Raw genomic sequence first — 22,137 nt, 5'->3', positions numbered from 1 at the left:
GTTATATTGTACCAATAACGGTACAAGCAGCAGTTAAGATGCTTTTAAAGCACGAAGCTGCGGAAGGCTCCGAGCAGCAGCGGATGATCAAAGCTGAAGGAGTAATAAGGGGCAGAAAGTCTGCTGATAACAGCCTTGTTATCCATGATATCAAGGTGTATCCCTCCAATTGTCTTATGTATGCCGTTTTCGGACGGAGTATGGATATCGCGGCTTATCATTACAAGCGGTCTGCATTCCGAGAGTAGGGAATCGAACTGCATCTTGCATTGTGCCAGTTCAGTTTTATCCGTGATATAGCGGTAGGTGCAGCTGTTCTCGAATCCGTTGACACAGACACCTTCAATACAGGAATTTTCCGTATCAAGGAAGAAAGTATGGCAGAATCTTTCACCCTGACGTTTAAGGCAGTAGTATGGTTCGATAAGTCCCGACATGTAAAGGGGCATCCAGCTTGATATAGCCTCAAGCATCTCGGTGGAATTACGTTCAATATTGTGGATTATTTTTATGTGAACGCCTTTTTTCAGTACTCCTATCATAAGGGCGAGCCATATTTTACGGAAATCACCGTTCATCCACTCCATGCTCTGATCCGAGTAAAGCAGGAGCTGATCTCCGCTTCTGATAGTAGTTCCGAGGAATCTGATTACAGCGCTGCGAAGACCTTCAATGCCGTTGTACTGCACCGAAGTATCGCTGAGTTCACTTGCAAAGGCAGATATATCAAGATCGGGGACAGGTATATCAGGTTTGATGTCTATATATTCTATCGTGTTGAGGAGCTGTCCCACGGGAGCTTTGTACGCAGTTTCTTTACTGCTGAGCATCCATTCCATAAGAAGCCTCGGTTCAGAGGAAAGAAACTCCTCAGGTATGTTCACTGCCTCCGAAAGATCGGACATTTTTCCTTTATCTGCAACACGGGATATCAGTACATTGCAGATGCGTTCGAGAACTTTTGAGCGTTCGTTTGGCAGGCACTTTCCCGTACGCATTCGGCTGAGATAGGAAGGATCGATATTGACTGCCTTGCTGAGCTTTACGTTGGAAATTTCCAGTATCTCCATAAGTGTATCAAGCTTTTTGCCGAAGCATCTTTTTGCTTCTGGATCGTGATGTTTCTCTTTTAGCTTTGGCAGTATCGGTTCTTTGTATAGCCACTCCAGAAGATATGAATGAAGCTCACTTCGTGAGAACTCTCCCTCATAGGATATAACGCTGCAAAGAGTCTCGCATTTGCCGCAGTTCTCGGCAAAATCAATCATTGCTTCAACGAACCTGTCCATACATCTGCCGTTTTTCTTCGGTATTCTTGCGCCGCTTTTCATCCTGCTGATGTTTGAGCGGTCGAAGCCTGCAAGTTCAGCGATATCAGCAGTTTCGGCGTTTATGGAACTCATAAGAAGAGTTATTCTGTCAGATAACATAATTTACACCTCCAGTACTATAATAATATATGACACGATTTTTGTCAATGACTGATATGTGACATTTAATGATTTGTTCATATGTATATGGTATAATGATACATATTAAAGAGATTAATGTTAATCTTTATGGAGGTGTTGCATATGAAAAAAAGACTGATATCAGCTGTTACTGCTATTACTATGACGGCTTCAGCAGGACTTGCGTCATTCCCTGCAGGCTCATTCATTCTGCCTGTCAGAGCCGCTGAACCGATAAAGGGTGAAACCGCGGACGGCTTTACCTATGAAATAACCGACGAGGACGTTACCATTACAGGCTGGACAGGCGATAAGGAGACCGTTACCTCTCTTGACGTGCCGGACACCATTGAGGGCAGGACCGTCACGCGCCTGGGACAAAGCTCTCTGGAAAGAATGCCCCTGCTCACCTCCATTGATCTGCCCTCAGGTCTGGAATCCATGGGCGTATGGGCATTGGGCAGCAACGCTTCCCTGAAGGAGATAACTCTCCCAAAGACTCTCAAGAAGGATGGTATCTCCTGCGGAAGCTACTACGGCGTAGGCGGAAGGAACTCCTTTGCTGATACACCTCTGGAAACGATCATCCTGGAGGACGGAATCGAGGCTGTACCGGATTATCTGTGCGTATATCAGGACAAGCTGACCAAGGTGGTCGTTCCTGATTCCGTTACCACAGTCGGATACCGTGCATTCGGAGATGCTGACGCACTTACCGACATCGACCTCCCTTCAAGTGTCAAGACAATCGAGTTTTATGCATTCAACGGCAGTGACGGTTTTACCACCATTGATCTGCCGGAAGGACTTGAAACTATCGAGCGCAACGCCTTTGAGAGCTGCGACGGGCTTACTGAAATAAAACTCCCCTCTACTGTGAAAACTCTTGGAAATGAAGTTTTCCATACCTGTACCTCTCTTGAAAAGGTGGAGCTGAATGAAGGTCTGGAGCACATGGGATTATGTATGTTCAACGGCTGCGAAAAGCTGAAGGAGGTAACTGTTCCTTCGACACTGACAGAAGTCTGGTCGCCTTTTGAGAAGTCCTATGTTGAGACCGTCACCATTGCCGACGGCATGGAAAAGATACCAAACAGCCTGTGTGCAGGCTCTGTGGTCACTACGCTGAATATACCTGATTCCGTAACCGATCTGGGAAACAACCTTTTCAACTATGATAAGGCTATCAAGGAATTCACGCTCCCTGCCCAGATAACCGCCGGCACTAATGTTATCTCATATTCCGGCGTGGAAACGATCAGCTTTGAAGGAGACCGCACTGAGATACCGGAGTCTATGTTCCAAAAAGCAGAGGCTCTCAAAACAATAAACTGGCCTGCAAACCTGACCACCATAGGCGGCTATGCCTTCTCTGAATGTAAAGGTATCGAAACTATCCATATCCCCGATACCGTTACAAGTATAGACGGCTGGGCTTTCTCCGCCTGTGAGTCTCTTACTGACCTTCGTCTCCCGGAAAACAGCTGTGAATTTGGAAGCTACGTTTTTGCCCGTGAAGATTCGCTGAGATCTGTGACTATTCCCTCAGGTCTGATCTATGAGGGCGCTAATTTTCAGGCTAATTTTCTGTTTGAAAACTGTGATGCTCTGGAGTCAGTTACATTTGCAGATGGTGTGACCATTGTTCCGGGCACCTGCTTCTATGGCTGCGATTCACTTTGTGAGGTCAATTTGCCCGATGGACTGGACGAGATCCAGTACCGTGCATTCTGGGACTGTCCGAGCCTGAGAAGCATTGATATTCCCGATTCCGTGACTAAGATAGGCGGCGACGCTTTCTACTGGTGTACCGGACTGGAGGCTGTTCATCTTCCTGCAAACCTTGAATTTCTGGGAGGATCTGCTTTTGGAAAGACCTTTGCACTGAACAGTATCACTATCCCCAAGAACATCAATGAGGCTTGTAACACCTTCTACGACAGCGCTCTAACCGAGATATGGTTCGAGGACGGCATAGAGGTCATCCCTGCGGATATCTGCGGAGATTCTCCAAATCTGAAAGTCGCTCATATCCCCGGCTCTGTTAAGGAGATAGGCAATCAGGCGTTCTATAAGTGCCACAAGCTGGAGAAGCTGGATATGCCCTTCGAGCCAGGAGAGCTTGTTCCCAACGTAAACTACTACTATTTCACATTCCGCGACTGCGAGGCTCTTAACGACAACAGAGTCAATGTTGCAGACCGCCCCAATACCTTCATCAATAAGGTGGAGACCTCTGTCGGAGATAACGGTCTGATAAACTATACCGTTTACTACAAGCTGAATCCAACATTCGATGATCTGTTTGAAAAAGGCGGCATCTATGTCAGCACTAATACCGGCAATCCTATCGCCAAGCGCAGCTTCACGTCAGACGATACGGAAGGCTATGAGTATTCTCATTACTTCACTATCGATCCGAATGAGAAGGAGGGCGTCTTCCGTTTCAGCACCGTGCCTGAGCCGGGCGCAGATACATCGGTCAACGCTGAATTTTACGTTACTTACAACAACCACTACAGAGAATTCGCTGACCCGATCCCGATCGACAATTACGCTGTGGGACAGGGTGCTGTTACGATGAAAGCTCCGCAGAAGGCGGTTCTGAAGGACGGCATATCCCTGATAAATGTTGTGGGCTATGTTCACGGCAGCGATGATGTTACGATCTTTGCAGACGGTGAGGAAGTTGCTGCACTTACCGCCAACAAGTACAGCGGCAAATTCAAAGGAACAGTCAAGGTCAAAGCCGAGGAAGGTCAGCAGATCGTCCTCTATGCTCAGTCAGGCGATAACAAGTCTGAGCCCAGAACTGTTGTATGTACTGAAAATACTGTAAACATCGAAAAGGTCATCCTTACTCACTACACACATGATCTTGTTACAGATGATATAACAGATGTATTCACAATAGGCGCTTCACCCTATATCACATTAAATCCCAGTCATCCCCTGAATTTCGAGGTAACTCTTTCCGACAACGATCTTGCGGCAGTTTATGTCAGCTCGACAGTCAACGGTCAGGAGTCCGACATTCCACTTACATTCGATAAGGAAAGCGGTACTTGGAAGGGCGAGGGCTTCTTCGACACAAGAGTACCCGGTACTCTGAACATAAACGCAGTAAGAGACAATACCGTAAGCTCGGTAGTAAAAAAATCAGACGGAAAGCTGTATATCAATGACCATGAGTTCCTCGGAACAGACACAGAAGAAAAGGTTCCCGATATCTCCGATGAAATAATTGCAGATACCAAGCACACCGTTACAGGTGATGACGATACTATCATAGCAACTTTCGATTTCTCGGACTCTCTGGGCGAACCATCAGGTATAATACATATCGAGACACGTGAAAAAACTATCACTATGAACGGCAGCAAAGTAACTCCCGAGGACGTTATAGCAGATCCCGAAAGCTTCGGTTTCACACTTTCTCCGATGATCTACACAGATGAAAAGGGAGAGCAGCACAGGTATCTGGTCAAGATAGTAACCGACGGCGAGGAAATGCTCGACATCATGAATAACATACCCGAACCTGAGACGGACGAGGCTGAGATGTTACCTCTTGATCCCTCTGCAAAGAAAAAGGCAGGCGGTTCAACATTAGGCAGCAGGATACTCAACTTTTTTGCTGATTGCGGCGGATACACCGATACTGCTTCAAAAGTGACCAGCGGCAGCGTAGTTATCGATTGTCCCGTAACTTTACTTACAGGCGATCACAGTGACAGTCAGGTATACGATTTCTTGGTAACAGAAACTACCGAAAGCAGCAAGGGACTCCTTGACCTCTGGGCAAAAGCAAAAGATGCAAAGGTATCCAAGCTTCTTAAAAAAGAATATACAGGATATAGCCGTACACTCGGATATACCGGAAATACTCTTACTGTTCTCGAGATAGGTACACATTGTACAGGTATGCTTCACGAGATGCGTGAAATAATCAATTCGGACGATCCGAGAGTTCAGAAGCATGAGGATGCTCTGCTGGCTGTATCTATAGGTACCTGCATGAGCAAGGCTACACTGACACTTGCAGGCGGTGCGGCTATCGGAGCGACCATAACATCTGCTGCGGCAGTTATCGCAGGAGGAGCAGCAATTCTTCCCGAGCTCCTTGCAGTAGGCGCAGTTATAGCAGGTGTATGGCTGGTCGGAAAGGCGATAGACGGCGTAAGCGGCTGGCTTAAGAAAGTTATAATCGGCGATGCAAAGGTCGAAAACGACGGCAATATGAGATATCTTATCGATCCGAGCGGTATAGCTTACGAGTTCCTTCCTTCAAATCCGATAGAGGGTGTGACAGCAGAGATATACTATAAGGATGAAAACGGAAAGGAAGTTCTGTGGAATGCAGTGGACTACGAACAGCTTAATCCTCAGATAACGGACAGCGCAGGCTGGTTCGCATGGGATGTACCCGAAGGCGAATGGAAGATCAAGCTCACTGCTGAAGGCTATGAAAGTGCTGAATCAGAGTGGCTTCCCGTACTGCCTGTACAGGTAAATGTTAATCTGAACATGAAGAGCAAAGCTGCGGCAGAGCTGAGCAGTGCGGAGTTCAATTCCACAAGAGCGACGATAACCTTCACGAAGCATATGCAGGATAAGTCCATAAACAAGGACAGCCTTTACCTCACCGATAAGGACGGTAAAGTGATACCGACAGAAATAAAGACAGTCAAGGAGAGCTTCAACGATACCGACTGTTCAATAACCTACACGCTTACTCCTACTGAAAATACTGACCTTTCAGGTGCATCTGTTAATCTTACAGCGAAAGCGCTCAGCTATGCAGGTACGGCTTCAAAGGCAGTTAAATCGGCGCTGACTAAGGGAGAGGAGACTCCTGAGGAAGAGTACACTCTCGGCGACGTAAACGATGACGGACGTATCGACTCATCTGATGCAACTTCGATCTTGCAGCAGTACTCAATAGCTTCAACAGGCGGCAGCTACACAATTACCGAAATCCAGCAAAAGGCTGCTGACGTGAACAAGGATGGCAAGATAGATGCTACGGATGCAACCAATGTTCTTCAGTATTACTCCTATATCTCTACCGGAGGAACCGAAAGCTTTGAGAATTTCCTTAAAGCTGCATAAAACAATACTTCCATAAAGCCGCAGCTTAAGTATAATACTCATACAGAAAATTTATGTGCATTTATCGGGGGAAAACCTTTCTGAGGAAAGGTTCTTCCCCCGAACCCCTTTTCCAAAGACTTTTTGCCCCAAATTTTCAGCCTTACAAGGTACTCTCTCATAGTATTACTGAAACGGTAGTTTACATGAGTACCCTGTAAGGCTGAAAATTTAAAGTAAAGGCTCTGAAAATGATTGAGGAAAGCCCTTACTCAAAGAGTTTCCCTCTGTAACACACGTAAAAGTTTCTGTATGAAAAATCTTACGCTGTGGCTTTGTGCTGCTTTGCTGCTACTCAGATATACATTGCATCCATAGCAGTTATATATTCGAGCGTGGGGACGAAAGTACCCTTATGGCGGTCTCCGCGGTAGACCTCATGTCCGTTTTTGTAGGCGATGACCTGTGCCATGGGGAACGGTATCCACAGTCCGTCGTCAAGCGGTTTGGTGGAGAAGATAATGCCGTTTTCAAGGCGCTTGAAGCAAAGGGTGTTTTTCAGGTTCTTATGTACATACATAAGGTCGCCGTCGTAAATTATCAGGTTAAGCTTGTTCCGGGGAGCATTTTCCGCTATGAAGCCGCTTATTATTTCAAAGCGTTCACGTTCACTGGGAACAGCTCTTGAAATATGCTCGTTCATATGGTCTATCAGTGAAAGGAAAAATCGTTCCGAGTCGGTATCACCTGACTGTACTGCGGCATAACGATGATTATGTTTGCCGTTGAATATAGTACCGTTATGGATGAGCGTCCATTCTCTGCCCGAAATGTCCGTACCCGTAAAAGGATGGCAGTTATTTTCGCTGATTGAACCTACTGTGGCGAAGCGGATATGTGCGAGAAAGTTTTTCTGAGGAGAAAGACTATCTGTCATATCGCCGAGAAAAGAGCTTTCATTGGCGCAAACGGGTTCTTTCAGGATGACTCTTCCGCCGTTTTCGTACATCATACCCCAGCCGTGGGGATTCTGACTGCTGTGGGAAAAGAACGTCCTCAGATAGTCCGAAATATCTGTGTTTTTTTCAGAAGTGAAGCCGAGAAGCTCGCACATTCATATCACCGCCTTATTCATAGATGTTATTGACAATGCTGTTACAGACCTTGCGTCCATTAAGTTTCTGTCTTTCAAAAGAAATTATCTCGAGTGCATGTTCGTTATCCGAAAAATGCACGGTCATGTTTTCGAGTATATCGTCGCCTCGTTCAAGCAGTTTTGCATCGGGTTCGAGAAGCGCAGCGTTTTTATGTTCGTTGACTGCTTTTTCCTGCAATTCGGGAGTAAAATCGAAATCGGGCTGTGAAAGCAGGTAAAGGATGAGCAGATGAGCGAATTCAAGGTCTCTTTTGTCTATGCCGAGAGGTGCTGAAGGGTTCAGGTCGAACATTCTCAGTTCAATATGGTCAACGCCGTTTGCTGCAAGGTTTTCGAGGGTGTTGACTCCCTTGGGTTTCAGACGTATAGGCAGATACAGTTCGCTTGCCGAATAGAGAGAACCTGTTATGACATGCTTTTTGATGCTCCCTGTGAAAGTTCTGAGACTTTTGTGGTCGAGTATCGGAAGGAATTTGTTCCAGTAACCTCTTTTGCTGTTGCGGAGCGAGGAATACTCGCTCAGGATTATACCGCTTTTTCCGTCCTTGTCGAGAGATGCATCATAGTAGGGACTGGAAGCGGTAAGGAGTACAAGCAGCCAGCTGTGAGTCATAAGCTGCTTATAGAGACGCAGATACAGACTGTCACGGAAGCTGTGGAAGTCCTCATTTTCAGTATTTATTTCGTGAAGAAATTCCTCAGAAAAGGAGAAGTTGAAATGTATTCCCGAGAAAAGCATTAGTTTCTTACCGTATTTGCGTTCGAGTACCTCACGATATGCGCGTTTGGAGGAGTGGTCTCCTGTGAAATCGGCGATAGGAATTTCATCTTCGCTGTCAAAGTGCGGAGGGTTGCTGTAAAGCCAGATACTTTCACTGTTTGGGGCAAGAACTTTTCTTGCGGTTTTGTCCAGTTCAGCCAGAGCTTCAACGGCTTCAGCCACACTGCTGCATACGGGCGTAACGAGTTCGATCTGATTCTCGCAGAAATCACGGGTGATATGCTCATCATTGCCGAAAGGGTGTCTGGTCTGAGCGAGTTTTCCCTGACTGTCAACACGGAGCGTTTCACGTTCTATACCGAAATTTCCTTTGTAAAAGTATTTGCTTTCTATCATATTTATCACCTCATACAGCTGAGAATACATACTTGTTTGGTATGAATATATTATACTATAGTTTACATACTTTGTCAATAGGAATTCTGTGAATTCGGTATTCCGAAATACTCTTGCGTATTATAGACTGTATCTATAACCAACTGTGTATTTATATGCTTAATGTATAAAAAAGACTGTGCAGCCCTGAGGTTACACAGTCCCTTATTTTTAAGTTATGTTTCCGTTTTCAATGTGAAGTACGTGAGTACAGCAGCGGTCGATAAGTTCCATATCGTGAGTAACGATAAGCACGGTAACATCATTGCCAATGGAGCGTAGAAGCTCCGCAGTACATTCCATGCTTCTGAAATCAAGTCCGCTGGTAGGTTCATCGAATACGAGAAGCTTCTTTCCTGCAAGAAGTGCGGAAGCAATAGCTGTACGCTGTTTCTGACCGCCCGAAAGCGACATGGGATGACGTTCCTTGTATTCGGCTATGTTAAGACGTTCAAGCAGTTCAAGTGCAGGTTTCTCATCGTCGGATTCAGTACCGAGAAGGACTTCCTCCGTAACAGTTTCCGCAAAGAGCTGATGATTGACATCCTGCATTACCATGTAGCTCAGCTTCATCATGTCCCTGGGACGCAGTTTTTTACCGCCGATAAGTACTTTTCCCCTGAAGCCCTTCTGCAGGCCGCAGAGACAGCGTGTGAAAGTGGATTTGCCTGCGCCATTGTGTCCCACGACTGCAATAACTCCTCCTGACGGAAGCTCCAGTCTGTCGATGTTGAGAGCCGATTGTCTGCCGTAGCTGAAGCAGAAATCTTCAAGAGTTATGACTTCCTTGTTATCGAATGGTTTTATAGCGGAGCAGCCTGCTGCTGTTTCAAGATAATTTGTGTCAGTATGTAATGCTCTCAGTCCCATATCATTAAGAGCCTGAGTGCTGAGAGAAAAGAACTGTTCACCCGTAAATTCTTTTGATATTCTGCCGTTTTCCATGAAAGCTATCCTGTCGCAGAGTCCTTTAAGCCAGCCGAGACGGTGTTCGGCGATAACGATAGTTTTACCCTGTGACCGCCAGTCTGAAATGATGTTCCTGAGTTCGCCTATTGCATCAAGGTCGAGATTTGATGTGGGTTCGTCAAGCACTATCAGTTCGGGCATCATTGCGGAAACGCCTGCACATGCTATCTTCTGTTTTTCGCCGCCTGAGAGGTTGAAAATACTTCGTCCCAGGAGCTTCTCGATATGCATGTCCTTTACTGTTTTATCGATACGGCTTAATATCTCTTCTTCGGGCATTCCCATATTTTCACATCCGAATGCAATTTCAGCCGTAGTATCAACGCAGAAGAACTGACTTCTCGGGTTCTGGAAAACGCTTCCGACGGTACCTGCAAGGTCCTCAATCGGAGTACTGCGGATATCCCTGTCAAAGACCGTCACACTGCCTGTAAGTTCACCCTCGTAATAGTGGGGGATAAGACCGTTGAGAAGGCGTGTCACGGTAGTTTTTCCGCAGCCGGAGCTGCCGCAGAGCAGTATGCACTCACCGCATTTTATTTCAAGGTCGAGTCCTTCAAGTGCGCCGGTGTCACCGTTTGCGTATCTGAAATCAACCTGTTGTATCTTTGCTGCCGTGTTCATTTTACCACTCCAATCATGCCGAGTATCAGAAGTATGTAAGGTGCAGCAGTCAGCAGAATAACTGCGATATCAGCTGTATGAAAGCCTATCCTGCATATATTTGTGCGCCTTACTTTTGTACCGAGACCTCTTGTAAGTGCCGCAGCTGAAAGCTCGTTTCCGATATTGACCGAGCAGACCATAAGCGGAACAAGACGGTATTCTATGAATTTTCCTGCATTCCTGCCGCCTAAGCGTATGTCACGCATTTTCATTGCTGTATTGATATCCGAGAATTCTTCAAGTACAGTCGGAAAGAAACGGAACATTACCGACAGCGGGATAGTTATCTGCTGCGGAACGTGCATACGGTGCATAGCGGCAATGAATTCGCTCACTGTTGTAGTTGAGAGCATATACGAACCCATGATAAGTCCGGGACACAGACGCACGAATATCATACAGCACATACCTATAATGCTGAGTGCAGGTCCTGCCATTTTAGGTGCAAGCAGCAGTTCCGAAGCTTTCATAAGTGCATATACTGCTGTGAATATTGCAGCTTTTTTGTATTTTCTTGCTGAAACGAGAAGCAGCATCGGCAGAAGGCTGACAACTATTGTCATCCAGCGTACTGCCGTTATACCGCTGCCCGTGCTGCCAAGTGCGAAAATCACAAGTGTTATCATTACAGCAAGCTTTGTTCTTGGATCGAGGACAAGTCCTCTGTTTTCTACATCGGTTGTAAACAGACCTGCCATATCAGAGTCTCCATGATGCTGCTTCACGTCTGCTGTCAACAAAGGTGCGGTAGATGCCCTTCTGCTGCATAAGACTGTCATGAGTGCCCTGCTGAGCGATCCTGCCGTCCTTGATGACGACTATCTGATCTGCATTACGCACGGTCTTGAGGCGGTGAGCTATCATGATGATCGTTTTTTCTTTGGTAAGTTCGTCTATTGCTTTGATAAGTTCGGCTTCATTTTCGGGATCGACATTTGCTGTAGCTTCATCGAGTACGATAACAGGCGCATTTTTCATTATCGCACGGGCAATTGATATGCGCTGTTTTTCGCCGCCTGAGAGACTTGCTCCGCCTTCGCCGATGACTGTGTCGTAGCCTTCGGGAAGCTGCATTATGAAGTCGTGGCAGCAAGCCTTTTTCGCAGCTTCGATGACTTTTTCCATAGGTGCATCAGGCTGGCCGAAACGTATATTGTTAGCTATCGTGTCGGCAAACAGGTAGACTCTCTGAAAAACGAAGCTGTAGTTCTTCATGAGCGCATCCATACTGTATTCACGTACATCCGTTCCGCCGAGAGTGACCTTTCCCTCATCCACATCCCAGAAGCGTGAGAGAAGGGAAGTGAGGGTAGTTTTTCCGCCGCCTGACGGACCGACTATTGCAGTTGTGGTATGTTCGGGGATACTGAGGGAGATACCGTCGATTATCTTCTTCTGTTCGTAAGCGAATCCTATGTTTTCAGCACACAGGTCGTAATGTTCGGGAACGATATCTTTTCCTGAAATATCCATCTGCGGAGTTTCAAGTATCTCCTGAGCCTGACGAACACTTACGTCAACTGTACGGAGAAGTGCGGAATATTTTCCTGCGTTGTCGAGCTGAGCGTAGATAAGGTAGGAGCTGATTATCATTATGATGCAGGTAAGAAGCTCCATAGAGCCGCCTATATAGAGCAGTACGGAAACAAGTACGATAACAGTGCCCAGTGCTTTGAGCCAGAAGCTCTGCATTGTCATGAAGGGGATTAGCTTAAGTTCCATTGCGGAATTGGCATGTTCGTTTTCATCGATAGCCTTGTTCAGGTCTTTGCTTCTTTTGCCTGTGAGTCTGAATGCTCTTACTTCGGATATGCCCTGAATGTATTCTATGACCTTAGCTACAAGAGCTGAATCCTTTTCGATCTTCTGCTTTGCCATACCTGCCGATACTTTCATCATTCCGCTGTTTATGGCAAAGAATACGACAAGTCCCACACAGAGGATGAGTCCGATACGCCAGTCGAAAATGATGAGCATAAGAGTAATTACTGCTGTGGAGAGAAGTCCCGAGCAAACGAGCATTACAACTCTTGTTGCTACGTTTTCAAGGTTCTGCATAGTATTTGTAGTTACCGACATTATGCGTCCGAGACTGTTTTCGTTGTAGTAGCCCATTGGCAGATATCTCAGATGTTCGGCGATATGCATACGCTTTTCAGCACAGGTATTGTATCCGCCTTCGGTCTGGAGCATAGTTGCTTTGGATTTGAATATGCCCGAACCGATGATGCTTACAAGCATTATTCCGAGACAGGTAAGGCAGGTCTTTGAGGATACGTTATTTTCAAGGAGAGCCTTTACCATGCAGGCGATAGCAGGTATTTTCAGAGCTTCAAATATTGCCTGGAGCAGACTGAGGACGATAGAGGAATAGAAGCGTTTTCTGTCCTCGGGATTGCAGAAATCAAAGAAGTTCTTAAGTATCTTAAACATTTTCCTCACCGTCCTTTGCAGAGATATGAGCTGTCCACATAGAGCTGTAGAGACCGCCCTTTCCGAGCAGTTCATCGTGTGTGCCCTGTTCTTCTATGTTGCCGTTCTTTATAACGTAGATGCGGTCTGCGTTTCTTACTGTTGAAAGCCTGTGAGCGATAACGATAAGAGTTTTTCCTTCAACGAGTTTTGAAACGCTTCGCTGTATAATAGCTTCATTTTCGGGATCCGTGTATGCAGTAGCTTCGTCCAGTATGACTATTTCAGCATTTTTCAGCATTGCCCTTGCAATTGCTATACGCTGCCTTTCACCGCCCGAGAGATGACCTCCCGAAGTTCCTGTAACGGTATCATAACCGTTTTCGAGCTCCATGATGAAATCGTGGCATCCGCATCTCTTTGCGGCTTCTTCCACCTCTTCATCTGTTGCGGACTGTCTTCCGAGGCGGATATTCTCTCTTATGGACATGTCGAATAGGTAGTTGTCCTGAGAAACATATGATATCCTGTCATTGTAGTCTTCAAGAGGGATATCCCTGATATTGGTGCCTCCGAGAGAAATGCTTCCGCTGTCGGTATCCCAGAGACTTGCGATAAGTCTTGCGATAGTTGATTTACCGCTTCCCGAAGGTCCTACAAGCGCTATGAATTCGCCCTTGTGTATGGTCATTGATACACCGTGAAGTATCTCCTTGTCGGAATAGCTGAAACGAACGTTATCAAGTACGATATCGCCGTTCTTGATGTCCTTTGTGAGTTTTTCGGGACGTACCATTTCAGGTGCATCGATGATATTGCGTACTTCCGTAACGATGGTATCCATCTGTGCAATATCGTCCGAATAGGACATAACTCCCAGCAGAGGTTCGATAAGTCCAACGGTGAGGATGATAACAGTGATGAAGTCGGATGGAGTAATAGTACCATGTATAGCCATTATGCCGCCTATAGGCAGTACCGAGAGCATTGTAGCAGGCATTATGCACATTGCGAATGTCATATATACATTGCATTTTCTCATCCAGTCAACGAAGCTTGCGGCACTTTCCTTTGCGGCGTCTGCGAATTTCTCATAGCTTGACTGTGCCTTGCCGAACACCTTGATTACTTCGATACCGTTGATATATTCAGTGGTAACGGCGTTCAGCGCTTTTGTAGCTCTTACGGTCCTGCTGTAGTTTTCTTCATAGCCGAACATCATAAGTGCATAGCATACGACACCGAGGGGAATGGTGATAAGCGCGGCAAGTCCGAGTTTCCAGCTGACTATGAAAACGCAGACCAGTACGATTATCGGTGCGCCGATACCGGTTGTGAACTCGGGGAGAATATGTGCCAGTGTAGTCTCGATACTGTCGATGCGTTCTACGATAGTGCTTTTCAGAGAGCCTGAAGGCTGACTGATAACGTCGCCCAACGGCATCTTTGCAAGCTTGTCAAGAGCCTTTTTTCGGATGACGGCAAGCGTATGGAAGGTCGCAAGATGCGAGTTTGCAGTGGACAATGCGTGGAACAGTGCGTGTCCCAGCCAGAGTGCAAGTATGATTACGCAGTCTGCAATATAAACGCCTTTGTCGGTGTTCCCGTCCAGCAGATTTCTTACTATTCTTGCAATGAAGTAGTAGGGGACTATTCCGCAGAGCATACTGAACAGTGCAAGAATGACGCTTGCGATGAATTTCCCCTTTCTCTCTCCCGACTGACTGAGAAGCCAGCCGAATGAGTTGTTTTTATCCTTTCCCATTATTTATCCTCCTGTCTGTTTCTGTAATTCTGCGGCGTAACTCCCATAACATCACGGAAAGCCGCCGAGAATTTAGATGAATTATCATAGCCGAGACGCTGTGCGATATCAGAGATGTGCATTTTATGCTCAGATATCAGCATTGCAGCGGCGGCTTTCATTTTATAGCCTTTGATGTAGCGGTAGATAGGCAAGCCGTAAACAGCACGGAACACCTTACGAAGTGTAGCAGGGGGCATACCTGATATTTCCGAAAGCTCTTCCACTGTGTATGTCTTTTCGAGGTCGGCAGTTATGAGTGAATGTATGTCCTTTATCTTGTCGCTCTGACTTGCAGGGATGTACTGCCTCTGCTCCGTGTTCTCCGCAGGATCGACAGCAGTCAGCATGATGAGCAGTTCCGCAATCTTTGCTTTGAAGTAATCGGGACGTATGCTTTTCGGAGTCCGATAGAGCTGTGAGAAAAACACGTTCAGTCTCTCGTCACCCCGCAGAAGAAACTCACTGTTGTCCGCACAGAACCTTTCAGCCACAGCTTCAAGTTCAACGGACAGAAAAGGTATCTCTCGCTTAAGCGAAGCCTGTGCAAGATCCTGCATGAATCCTATTGTTATACCGTGATAATGCGAAAGGGGGAGTTCAACTCTGCCTTCGTGGTGTACACGTTTGTCGATACGCACATCTCCCGTTTCCATGTAGTAGCGTCCGCCGAGTGGATTCTCATGCTCTATGCGTCCCTCACGGCAATGGTCGATGCAAAGGACGGTCTCGGCGTTCTGATATTCGGATGTACAGCTTTTCAGGTGGAAATCGTTGTACATAAGGTATATGCCTTCAAACACACGGTACATGGTCATAAAGCCTTCGCCCGTTTCATCGTCGAGCCGAAGGACTCTGCATTCGCCGTCCGCAGCTACCTCATGTACGTTCGAGCCGAAGCCTGCTTTGTCGAGCATATCGAAAAGCTCCTGATTCATGCGATACCGGCTTTCTCAAAGTGCTTTTTCATGAGCTTTCTGCCGAGGAGTCCGCCGATAATTCCACAGATGAATGCAACAGCGAACATAACGGGACACATCCATGTCGGCATTAGCTTTGTAACTGTGTCGATGTAGTCCTGTCCGAAGTTCTGACGCGATGCCCAGTATTTTTCGGCAGCAAAGAACAGCGGCAGGTAATTGGCTGCGATCCAGAGACTGAAAATACCATTGGTGATGACAGCCTTTGAAGCGCTCCTGTAGTTTCCGCTCTTGTATACGAGTTCAGCAAGCAGACCGCTTACAACGGATACAGCTAAAGGCGGCCAGCTCATGCCGGTAAGGAGCATAAGTAGTCCCATTATTATGCTCATTATCCATATCATGCCGAATGATCTGACTTTAGTCAGGAATAGCATGAAGGGAATTCCGCCGAGTATAGGCACGATAACAGCCAGCAGCGGCAGGAATATCGGTATGAAACCGAGCATTGCCACAATAAAGACGATAACAAAATAGATCGCCGAGAAGATTCCGATGTTGATAAGATCTTTTCCTTTCATGATAACCTCCGATAGTTAGAATAAACTAACCTATGTAATAAAAATCAAGCCTTCTCAGAAAGGCCTTTTACATTATATCAGGGGAAAATACTTTTTTCTACTCCGTTTTATTCCCGAAGCTCCATTCTGTATCTTTTTGCATTATGCAGTCCGCAGCAGTTCGGACCGAACAAAACAGCCCGACCGCACACTCGTAAATGTTACAGATGATCTGTAACGGAGTGCCGTGTCAGGCTGCAAGTTTCATATGTCAAATTCAGCGAACTCAGCTTCTTCGTCCGTCTCATCCGATTTTGCAGAGGGCATTGCGTCCGAAGCGATAAAGCTGCTCACATCTATATCGGGATTCTGATAAACTATATCCAGAAGTTCGATATAGTCACGTATGACCTCACGGGGAGTTATGTGACTGTCCGAACCGATGCGTCCGAATTCAAGCTTGATGAAGTTTATCATATCCTGCTGAGTTATCTTCTGCTCGTAGCCGAAAAGCTGCGAGTGGATATCCGAGAGCTTTTCGATAAGCACCAGCATTTCCTCGTATGTCAGGGGAACAAGGTGTATAACGGGAGCAAGCATGTCCCGTACTCCCTCTCTGCCGAATCTTCCTTCTGCAAGACGTGAACGGAGAGCCTCATAGCTGTATACTCCGCGTCTTGTATCCTCGATGCACTGCGGAGTTCCGCCCATTATGATGCCGATGTAGTGAGCCTTGCCCTGAAGGGTATCGTTGTACATCGTCAGTATCTTTTCATAGTTGTTCTGACGTGTTATGCTGTTTGGTATCTTGTATACGTTTACAAGTTCGTCGATAAGTACGAGAAGACCGCTGTAGCCTGCCTTTTTAAGGAACATTGCAAAGAGCTTTATATACTCGTACCAGTCGTCATCGGTGATTATTATATTAACGCCGAGATCGTTTCGTGCTTCGGTCTTTGTGGAGTATTCTCCTCTGAACCACTTGATGACTTTAGCTTTATTCTCGTCATTACCGTCTACATAGGAGCGGTAATACATGGTCAGCAGCTTTGCAAAATCGAAGCCGTGTACCATTTCGTTAAGTGCGCCGATAACTTCGAATATTTTCTTTTCCACAGCACGGTTCAGTTCGGGGGAGTCGGGGGAAAGTCCTGATTCCGAAGCTGCTTCGGTCTGAACGTTATTTATCCATCTGTCGAGTATGAGGGAAAGTGCTCCTCCGTCGGGACGAGTTTTTGTGGACATGTTGCGGATGAGTTCCTTATAGGTGGCAAGTCCCTGTCCCTTTGTACCGAATAGGCGGCGTTCGGGTGAGAGGTCCGCATCTACAACAACGAAACCTCTGTCCATAACGTGGCTTCTGATAGTCTGGAGCATGAAGCTCTTACCGCTTCCGTACTTGCCGACGATGAAACGGAATGAAGCGCCTCCGTCTGCGATTATCTCGACGTCACGCAGGAGAGCGTCTATCTCGGTCTCACGTCCGACAGTAATGTAAGGCAGACCTGTACGGGGCACAACTCCGCCCTTCAGTGAATTTATAACAGCAGAGGCTATTCTTTTAGGTATTTTCATTGTCTACCTCCTGGATATAGTTTTTTAAGTCCTCAGCATAGTCCTCGATGATCTGAGGTGAATCTGATGAGAAATCTATGACCGTATCGCCGAACTCGTCGAATAGTTTGTCATTTATGGAATCGGCAAGGATAGAAGGCATAGAACCTGATTTTTTTGCAGCTTCCTTGTAGTTACCGCCTGAAAGCAGAGCGGCAAGGAAAAGCTGTTCGGCGGTATCGAGCAGAGAAGGTCCGCTTTCAGTATCGTCAACGGTTTCGGGAGTGTCAACTGCCGGAGTTTCGGTTATCTCCTCTGAAAGATATTCGTCCTCTTCATCCACAAGGAGCTTTTCACGGGTGGAATCGGCAGCACTGCGGATATTGCCCAGCAGTGAGAGGTCTATACGTATCTCGGCAGCTTCTTTGCGCTGCTTTTCACGGATGATACTGTCGGTTTCCTCATTTATGAAGTTTACCACTATCTTCGTGGTATCTCCGGGCTTTATTTTGTATTTGAATCCGAAACGTTCACGAAGCATACTGTCTATGGTACGCATCAGGTCGCCGAGCTTTTTATTCCTGCCGTGGGATGAGGAGTACTTTTCACAGTACCACATGCCGTTTGCGCACCAGTATCTGTGTATATCGTTAAGCTTGTATTCTGCGGACTTTATCCTGCGGCTGTTGTAGTATACAGCGGCGTAGTATGGGTGATATTCGGATGTGGATATGTGTCCGAAATACTTGTCCACGAGCCTGTTCTTGCGGTTGTCACGGAAGAAATCCGACAGCCTTCTGTATACATTTACGGCTACCTGTCTGAACAGTTCGGAGTTTTCGTTATAGAAGCGTGATTTATCGATAGGGAATGAAGAAAGCCGAGTGACAGAGTTCCACAATTCATCATCGGAAGCATTCTCGTAGTTGATAAGTACCATAAGCAGTTTATCGAATACCATTTCAGGTGAATCGTTCAGCATCAGCGGATCGAGCTGATTGCATACCGAATAGTCTGTTATCCACTGTGCAAGGTACTTGTTTATGGCGGGGAATGTCGGACCATAGTTCCTGCGGAGGGCGCATAGCTTCTCGTAGCCTTCCCACGGTGATGAAGTGCCTATACCGTTTATCAGCTCATATGCATAGAGTAAGATAAAGGGCAGTCTCGTTTCGCTGAAAATGCCGTTTCTGACTTGTGTACGCCATGAAAAATAGCTTCTCAGCTGTACTGTGTTCATATCACGGTAGGTGGGATAGTACATCACGAAGTTTTCGCAAAGTCCCTGATCGTCGGTGTAGTCCTTCATCAGGCATCCCTGCTGATAGAAAAGCCATGAAGAGGTTTTCCAGTAGGCTTCGGGAGTATAGGCGATAGCTTTCATTTCGCTTATCTCTTTAGGTACGGGAGCATTTTTCATCTGTGAGGCACGGCGGATTATGGGTTCGTCAGTAAAGACTCTGTCCCTGAACAGTTTGCTGTTCAGCAATTTTTCGTCATTGAGTATGTGTTCAAGTACTTCTTTTGCATCCGACATTTCCTCACCTCCGTTTTTCGACTTTCGCACCTTTCATTATACCACAATAATATTGCAGTGTCAAACGTATCATAGCGGCATAAAAGGAGTACAAACGAATTGTTCGTCCGTAACGATTGCAATTGTAAACCAAGGTTATAAAGCGGGGGCTGTTTGTTGACAACGAGAACGCAGAATGATATAATATATATAACCGATAGACTTGATAGGAGGCTTTTTATGACCAAGAAAATGAAGATAGAAGAAAGAATACACGGTATAGTGGATTCTCTCATTGCTGACTACAATAAGGGAAGGACTATTGACGAGATAAAGACTTTCGATCATCCTGACAAGGAGAAAGTCATAGATATCATATTCAAGCTGAGAAATATTATTTATCCGGGTTATTTCAGGAACAAACATTACAAGGTATATACCGTAAGCAACAGCATCTCAACGCTTGTAGAGGACGTTATATATAATCTGAACAATCAGATAGGGATAGTGCTGAGGTATCTTCCCGAGTATATGGGTGCTCCTGACAGAGTTATCGAGGAGCATGCGGAGGAAACTACATTTGCATTCCTTGAAAAGATACCGAAGATAAGGGAATATATAGAAACGGATGTGGAAGCTGCATTCAACGGTGATCCTGCCGCATTCAACAAGGATGAGATAATCTTCTCCTATCCGGGACTTTTTGCGATACTGGTAAATCGTATAGCCCATGAACTGCATCTGCTTGGAGTTCCGATGATACCGCGTATAATGACGGAATATGCACACAGCGAGACGGGTATAGACATACATCCGGGAGCATCGATAGGAAAGTACTTCTTCATAGATCACGGTACAGGCATAGTTATCGGAGAAACAACTGAGATCGGCAATAATGTAAAGATATACCAGGGCGTAACGCTCGGAGCGCTTTCCACAAGAGGCGGACAGCTTCTTAAAAATAAAAAACGTCATCCTACTATCGAGGACAACGTCACTATCTATTCGGGAGCGTCGATACTTGGCGGAGATACAGTTATCGGAAAGGATGTTGTTATAGGAGGCAACGCTTTTATTACGAGTTCGGTATCAGCAGGTGCAAAGGTCAGCATCAAGAATCAGGAGCTTCGTGTCAACTACGGAAAAACTGCTGATAAGCCCGAACATAAGGAACTTGATGAGGATGATAACTGGTTTTACGTTATATAAAGAAGAAAGGGGACGTATAAAGGGTGTACTCATATAGCAACTTTATATGTAATTATCGGGGGCAAACCTTTCTGAGGAAAGGTTCTTCCCCCGTACCCCCTTTCCAAAGACTTTTTGCTCCAAATTTTCAGCCTGATATATCCCTTTGCTGCTATATATGATAAGCAGCAATTTTTTGTAAGGGATATATCAGGCTGAAAATTTAAGGCGAAAGTTTTAGGAAGGGAGTTTGAGGGTGACTCCCCGCAGTGCGGGGAGATGTCACGCAGTGACAGAGGGGACCGCCTCCGTCAGAGGAACCCTTTTTCAAAAGGGTTTCCCTCAATATCACGTGTAAAAACTTCTATAAGAGGACCGTCCTTATACGTCCCCCTTGTGTTATACTTGATTTTGGATCGTCAGCGTGGTATAATTCAATTAAAGGAATTACTTGCTGATGAGTTCGAGAGTATCTCTTGCGATAAGGAGCTCCTCGTTTGTAGGAACGATCCATACTTCGATCTTTGAATCAGGAGTTGAGATCTTCTGGAGCTTGCCTCTGATACTCTTGTTAAGAGCGCTGTCTATCTTGATTCCGAAGTAGTCCATGTTCTTGCATACATCTTCTCTTACTTCCCATGAGTTCTCACCGATACCGCCTGTGAAGAGGATAGCGTCGATGCCGTTCATAGCAGCAGCGTATGCGCCGATGTACTTCTGGATCTCGTATGTGAGCATATCAGATACGAGCTGAGCTTTCTTGTTGCCCTTAAGAGCGGCTTCCTGGATATCGCGGTTATCTGAGCCAACGCCTGAAACACCGAGGAAACCTGACTTCTTGTTCATGTATTCGCTCATCTGTGAAGGTGTGAAGCCGTGCTTGTCAGCAACGAAAGTAACAGCAGAAGGATCTACAGAACCTGTACGTGTACCCATAACAACACCGTCAAGAGGAGTGAATCCCATAGAAGTATCAACGGACTTGCCGCCGTCAACAGCAGTGATTGAAGAACCGTTTCCGAGGTGACATGAAACTATCTTAAGGTCCTTGACGTCCTTGCCCATAGCCTCAGCAAGAGCCTTTGAAACGAAACGGTGTGAAGTTCCGTGGAAGCCGTACTTTCTTACGTGGAGCTTCTCATAGTCCTCGTAAGGAAGACCGAACATGTAAGCCTTAGCAGGCATAGTCTGGTGGAAAGCAGTGTCGAAAACAACGACCTGTGGAACGTCAGCAGGGATAACGCTCTTGCATGCTCTGAGAGCGAGAGCGTGAGCGTGGTTGTGAACAGGAGCGAGCTCGCGGAGTTCGTCTATCTTATCTATGATCTCATCTGTAACGAGAACAGACTTATCGAATACGTCTGCACCCTGTACTATACGGTGACCTACAGCGGAGATCTCGTCCATGCTGTCGATGACCTTTGCGTCACCTGTAGTAAGAGTTTCAACAAGCTTCATGAAAGCTTCGGTATGAGTCGGGAAATCGCAGTCTGCTTCAACCTTCCTGCCGTCGCTTGTCTTGTGGGAGAGGTGACCGTCGATACCTATTCTGTCGCAGTTGCCCTTAGCGATAACGCTTTCATCCTCCATATTGATGAGCTGGTACTTCAGAGAAGAGCTTCCTGCATTAACAACTAAAATAATCATGTATACAAATTCCTTTCAAAATTATTTTTTGCATATACTATTATATA

14 protein-coding genes are annotated in these 22,137 nt (G+C 46.1%); 2 read left to right on the top strand and 12 right to left on the bottom strand.

The genetic code is table 11. The annotated features are described in order from the left end of the window. Positions 1-44: 44 nt before the first annotated feature. The gene (locus BT127_RS07860) at positions 45-1,430 is read right to left on the bottom strand and encodes a helix-turn-helix domain-containing protein (protein ID WP_075424477.1); all 1,386 of its coding nucleotides are present in this window, start codon (positions 1,428-1,430) and stop codon (positions 45-47) included. A gap of 144 nt (positions 1,431-1,574) precedes the next feature. Here BT127_RS07860 and BT127_RS07855 point away from each other — a divergent pair, with 144 nt between their 5' ends. Next, positions 1,575-6,563, top strand: a complete 4,989-nt coding sequence (locus BT127_RS07855; protein ID WP_075424476.1) for a leucine-rich repeat protein — start codon at positions 1,575-1,577, stop codon at positions 6,561-6,563. 334 nt (positions 6,564-6,897) lie between these two features. Here the strand turns inward: BT127_RS07855 and BT127_RS07850 are convergent, their stop codons facing one another. The 10 genes from BT127_RS07850 to BT127_RS07805 form a co-directional block, all read right to left on the bottom strand. Beyond that, on the bottom strand, positions 6,898-7,656 hold the full coding sequence (locus tag BT127_RS07850; protein WP_075424475.1) for a class II glutamine amidotransferase: 759 nt from the start codon (positions 7,654-7,656) through the stop codon (positions 6,898-6,900). Between the two features lie 13 nt (positions 7,657-7,669). After that, positions 7,670-8,815 (bottom strand): glutathione synthase, encoded by a 1,146-nt coding sequence (locus tag BT127_RS07845; protein ID WP_075424474.1) that lies wholly within the window; start codon positions 8,813-8,815, stop codon positions 7,670-7,672. A gap of 210 nt (positions 8,816-9,025) precedes the next feature. Further along, a complete protein-coding gene (locus BT127_RS07840) occupies positions 9,026-10,447 on the bottom strand; it encodes an ABC transporter ATP-binding protein (RefSeq protein WP_075424473.1) in 1,422 nt (473 codons plus the stop codon). Next, on the bottom strand, positions 10,444-11,187 hold the full coding sequence (locus BT127_RS07835) for an energy-coupling factor transporter transmembrane component T (protein WP_075424472.1): 744 nt from the start codon (positions 11,185-11,187) through the stop codon (positions 10,444-10,446). The genes BT127_RS07840 and BT127_RS07835 overlap by 4 nt, the downstream gene beginning before the upstream one ends. 1 nt (position 11,188) lies before the next feature. Further along, complete coding sequence (locus tag BT127_RS07830; protein ID WP_075424471.1) at positions 11,189-12,922, bottom strand: ABC transporter ATP-binding protein; 1,734 nt, start codon at positions 12,920-12,922, stop codon at positions 11,189-11,191. Then, a complete protein-coding gene (locus BT127_RS07825; protein WP_075424470.1) occupies positions 12,915-14,666 on the bottom strand; it encodes an ABC transporter ATP-binding protein in 1,752 nt (583 codons plus the stop codon). The genes BT127_RS07830 and BT127_RS07825 overlap by 8 nt, the downstream gene beginning before the upstream one ends. Further along, a complete protein-coding gene (locus tag BT127_RS07820; protein ID WP_318257202.1) occupies positions 14,666-15,622 on the bottom strand; it encodes a helix-turn-helix domain-containing protein in 957 nt (318 codons plus the stop codon). The genes BT127_RS07825 and BT127_RS07820 overlap by 1 nt, the downstream gene beginning before the upstream one ends. Before the next feature lie 17 nt (positions 15,623-15,639). Then, positions 15,640-16,206 (bottom strand): MptD family putative ECF transporter S component, encoded by a 567-nt coding sequence (locus BT127_RS07815; protein ID WP_075424468.1) that lies wholly within the window; start codon positions 16,204-16,206, stop codon positions 15,640-15,642. A gap of 243 nt (positions 16,207-16,449) precedes the next feature. Beyond that, positions 16,450-17,760: an ATP-binding protein gene (locus BT127_RS07810; RefSeq protein ID WP_075424467.1), complete on the bottom strand. Its 1,311-nt coding sequence runs from the start codon at positions 17,758-17,760 to the stop codon at positions 16,450-16,452. After that, positions 17,747-19,276, bottom strand: coding sequence for a TerB N-terminal domain-containing protein (locus BT127_RS07805; protein ID WP_075424466.1), 1,530 nt, complete (start codon positions 19,274-19,276; stop codon positions 17,747-17,749). Before BT127_RS07805 ends, BT127_RS07810 begins: the two co-directional genes overlap by 14 nt. 219 nt (positions 19,277-19,495) lie before the next feature. Here BT127_RS07805 and BT127_RS07800 point away from each other — a divergent pair, with 219 nt between their 5' ends. Continuing rightward, positions 19,496-20,464, top strand: coding sequence for a serine O-acetyltransferase (locus BT127_RS07800; protein ID WP_207647501.1), 969 nt, complete (start codon positions 19,496-19,498; stop codon positions 20,462-20,464). 426 nt (positions 20,465-20,890) lie between these two features. Here the strand turns inward: BT127_RS07800 and BT127_RS07795 are convergent, their stop codons facing one another. Further along, entirely contained in the window at positions 20,891-22,090 is a 1,200-nt protein-coding gene (locus tag BT127_RS07795; protein WP_075424465.1) for an acetate/propionate family kinase, read from the bottom strand. Positions 22,091-22,137: the final 47 nt, after the last annotated feature.

It is taken from the genome of Ruminococcus sp. XPD3002 (genome assembly GCA_900119535.1).
Classification (GTDB): domain Bacteria; phylum Bacillota; class Clostridia; order Oscillospirales; family Ruminococcaceae; genus Ruminococcus; species Ruminococcus flavefaciens_H.
The sequence above is the reverse complement of the archived record's forward strand: the minus strand, read 5'-3'. Positions and strand labels throughout refer to the sequence as shown.